This is a genomic window from Micrococcus sp. HMSC31B01 (assembly GCF_001816085.1).
Classification (GTDB): domain Bacteria; phylum Actinomycetota; class Actinomycetes; order Actinomycetales; family Micrococcaceae; genus Micrococcus; species Micrococcus luteus.
The window spans coordinates 1-2,479 of record NZ_KV825292.1; the positions used below are offsets into that span (position 1 = coordinate 1).

The window sequence follows — 2,479 nt, forward strand, 5'->3', positions numbered from 1 at the left end:
GAGGACGCCCGCCGGGTGCGCGCGCTCGTGGACGGGCCGCTCGACACCGACGAGCAGCTGGCCGCCGCCGTCGCCGCGCTCACGGGCCACCCCGCCATCGACGAGGCGTGGGCGATCACCCGCGGCTGGGCGGAGCAGGCCAAGCAGGCGCTCGACCCGTTGCCGGACTCCGCCGTGAAGGCGGCGCTCGAGGCGTTCGCCGACTACGTGGTCGGGCGCTCGGCCTGACGCCGCGGTCGGCGGCGTCGCCGCCTCGATCCGGGGAGGCCGCTCAGTCCAGGCGGGTCGGGGCGGGGTCCAGCGCGGCCGCGAGCTCCCGCGCCTTGCCGGCGCGGACCTCCGGGGCCACCGGGTGGCGCAGCTGCCGGTAGAGCATGTCCCCCTCGAAGCGGGGGAACACGTGCAGGTGGTAGTGCCACACGTGCTGGTTGCCGGCGGGCTCGTTGTGCTGGCGCGTGGAGACCCCGTCCGGGGCCCACGCGCGCTTCATGGCCAGCGCCACCTGCTGGGCCATCAGGGCGATGCGCTGCAGTACGCGCGGGGGCAGGTCGTAGAGGTTCTCGTAGTGCTCGGCCGGGCAGACCATGGCGTGGCCCTCGTGGTCGCCGAACCCGTCCACGGCGATCAGCACGAGCAGGTCCTCGTCCTGGTAGACGGTGTCCCCGAGCTCGCAGCGGTTGCCCGGGTCGGAGACGTCGCTGGCCACGAGCCCGCAGAACGGGCAGACGTAGTCGTCCGGGGCGTGGGAGACCGGGGCGGGCGCGGTCACCGGTCCAGCCCCTCGCCGTCGTCCTCGGGGTCCTCGAAGGTCCACGCGAGCAGGTCCGTCAGGAACTCGCTGAAGGTGCCGCCCTCGTCCTGCCACTCGCCCTCGGGCGCGTCGGCGCCGGCGGAGCGCCGCCACACCAGCGGGTCCGGCAGCGCCAGGTTGTCCACCGGCAGGCCCCACACGACCGTCTCGTCCGCGTCCTCCAGGAACATGAGGAAGCCGTCCCGCACCTCGAGGTCCTCGGGGTCCCACACGTAGTGGTCCGTCTCCATGAGGTCGCCGCAGTTGCCCAGGGCGAGGTAGAACTCGCGGAGAGCAGCCGGGATCATGAGCCCGGCGCCGAGCTGCTCCGCCGCGGGGGACTGGGCCAGCCGGGCGTCGACGTCGGCGGGGGCGAGGCCGTCGTCCTCGGCCCAGGCGTCGCCCAGCAGGTCCGGGACGAGCCGCTGGAAGGCCGGGAGGTACACGGGGGCGGGGGGCTTGGCGGGCATGCCGCCAGTCTAGGCGTGCGCGCCCTGCCCGGCCCGGACCGCCCGACGCTGCAGGCGGGAGGCGTTCAGCTGGTCGAGGGTGAAGACCGCCAGCGAGAGCCAGATGAGCCCGAAGCCCGCCCAGCGGGCCGCGGGCATCTGCTCGCCGAGGACCGTGACCGCCACGAGGAACTGCAGGATGGGCGCCGTGTACTGCAGCATCCCGAGCGTGGTCAGCGTCAGGGAGCGGGCCGCCGCCGAGAACAGGATGAGCGGAACGGCGGTGAGCACGCCGAGCCCGGCCATGAGCCAGAAGTGGCCGGGCCCCTCGGTGACGGTGGTGAGCAGCCCGGCCTGCGCCAGCAGCACGCTGCCCACCACGAACACGGGGATCAGCACCACGGTCTCGGCGGTCATCGCGGTCACCGCGTGCACGGGGGAGGGGAAGCGCTTCTTCACGAAGCCGTAGAGCCCGAACGAGGTGGCCAGCCCGAGCGCGATCCACGGCACCTGCCCCATCGCCGCGGACATCACGACGACGGCGGCCACCGCGATCCCGACGGCCACCCACTGGCCCCGCCGCAGCCGCTCCCCGAGGAAGAGCACGCCGAGCAGGACATTCACCAGCGGGTTCATGAAGTAGCCCAGCGACGCCTGGAGCACGTTGCCCGTGGTGACCGAGACCGCGTACAGCAGCCAGTTCACCGCGATGATCCCGGCGGCCAGACCCGTGGTGCCCCAGCGGCCGGGCGTGGCCAGCGCCGTCCCCAGCTCGCGCAGGCGGCGCATCACGGTCAGCAGCAGCAGGCAGAAGATCAGGGCGAAGCCGATGCGCACCACCACGATCTCCAGGGCCCCGGCGGGCGCGAGCACCGCCATGTAGAGCGGCAGCAGGCCCCACACGAAGTAGGCGGTGAAGCCGAGGGCCAGCCCACGCGGGTCATCGGCCGGGGCGGGGGAGACGGTGGGCAGGGCGCCGGTGTCGGGGGCGGCGCCGTCGGGGGTCACGCCGGGCCGGACAGCGGGGGAGGAGGGGCTCACGCGGACCACTGTACGGTCCGGGTGAGCACTCTCACCCAGGTTCCTCCCGGTCACGGCGGTAGACTGGGGGGTCGATCCCGCGCGCCGGTGCCGGGCCTTGCCCCGCGCTCCGCCGGCGTGCCCCGCCGTCGTCGAAAAGGACCCACCCACCGTGACCGTTCGCCCTGACCGCCCGTTGCGCATCGCCATCATCGGTGCC

At 74.0% G+C, this 2,479-nt stretch carries 3 protein-coding genes and 1 pseudogene; 1 reads left to right on the forward strand and 3 read right to left on the reverse strand.

Annotated elements, in window-relative coordinates:
• Positions 1 to 228 (forward strand): annotated as a pseudogene (locus tag HMPREF3105_RS09785) (polyprenyl synthetase family protein); the annotation flags it as partial.
• A 43-nt stretch (positions 229 to 271) separates the two neighbouring features.
• Here HMPREF3105_RS09785 and HMPREF3105_RS09790 read toward each other — a convergent pair.
• From HMPREF3105_RS09790 to rarD, 3 genes are read right to left on the reverse strand one after another with little or no spacing between them, the layout of a single operon-like run.
• Positions 272 to 769, reverse strand: a complete 498-nt coding sequence (locus HMPREF3105_RS09790) for an HIT family protein (RefSeq protein WP_070709449.1) — start codon at positions 767 to 769, stop codon at positions 272 to 274.
• The gene (locus HMPREF3105_RS09795; RefSeq protein ID WP_063189755.1) at positions 766 to 1,260 is read right to left on the reverse strand and encodes a hypothetical protein; all 495 of its coding nucleotides are present in this window, start codon (positions 1,258 to 1,260) and stop codon (positions 766 to 768) included. Before HMPREF3105_RS09795 ends, HMPREF3105_RS09790 begins: the two co-directional genes overlap by 4 nt.
• A gap of 9 nt (positions 1,261 to 1,269) precedes the next feature.
• On the reverse strand, positions 1,270 to 2,289 hold the full coding sequence (gene rarD / locus HMPREF3105_RS09800) for an EamA family transporter RarD (protein ID WP_044659539.1): 1,020 nt from the start codon (positions 2,287 to 2,289) through the stop codon (positions 1,270 to 1,272).
• Between the last annotated feature and the right edge of the window lie 190 nt (positions 2,290 to 2,479).

Coding starts and splice junctions, on each gene's coding strand:
- HMPREF3105_RS09795 (WP_063189755.1), bottom strand. CDS start 1,260: ATGCCCGCCAAGCCCCCCGCCCCCGTGTACCTCCCGGCCTTCCAGCGG.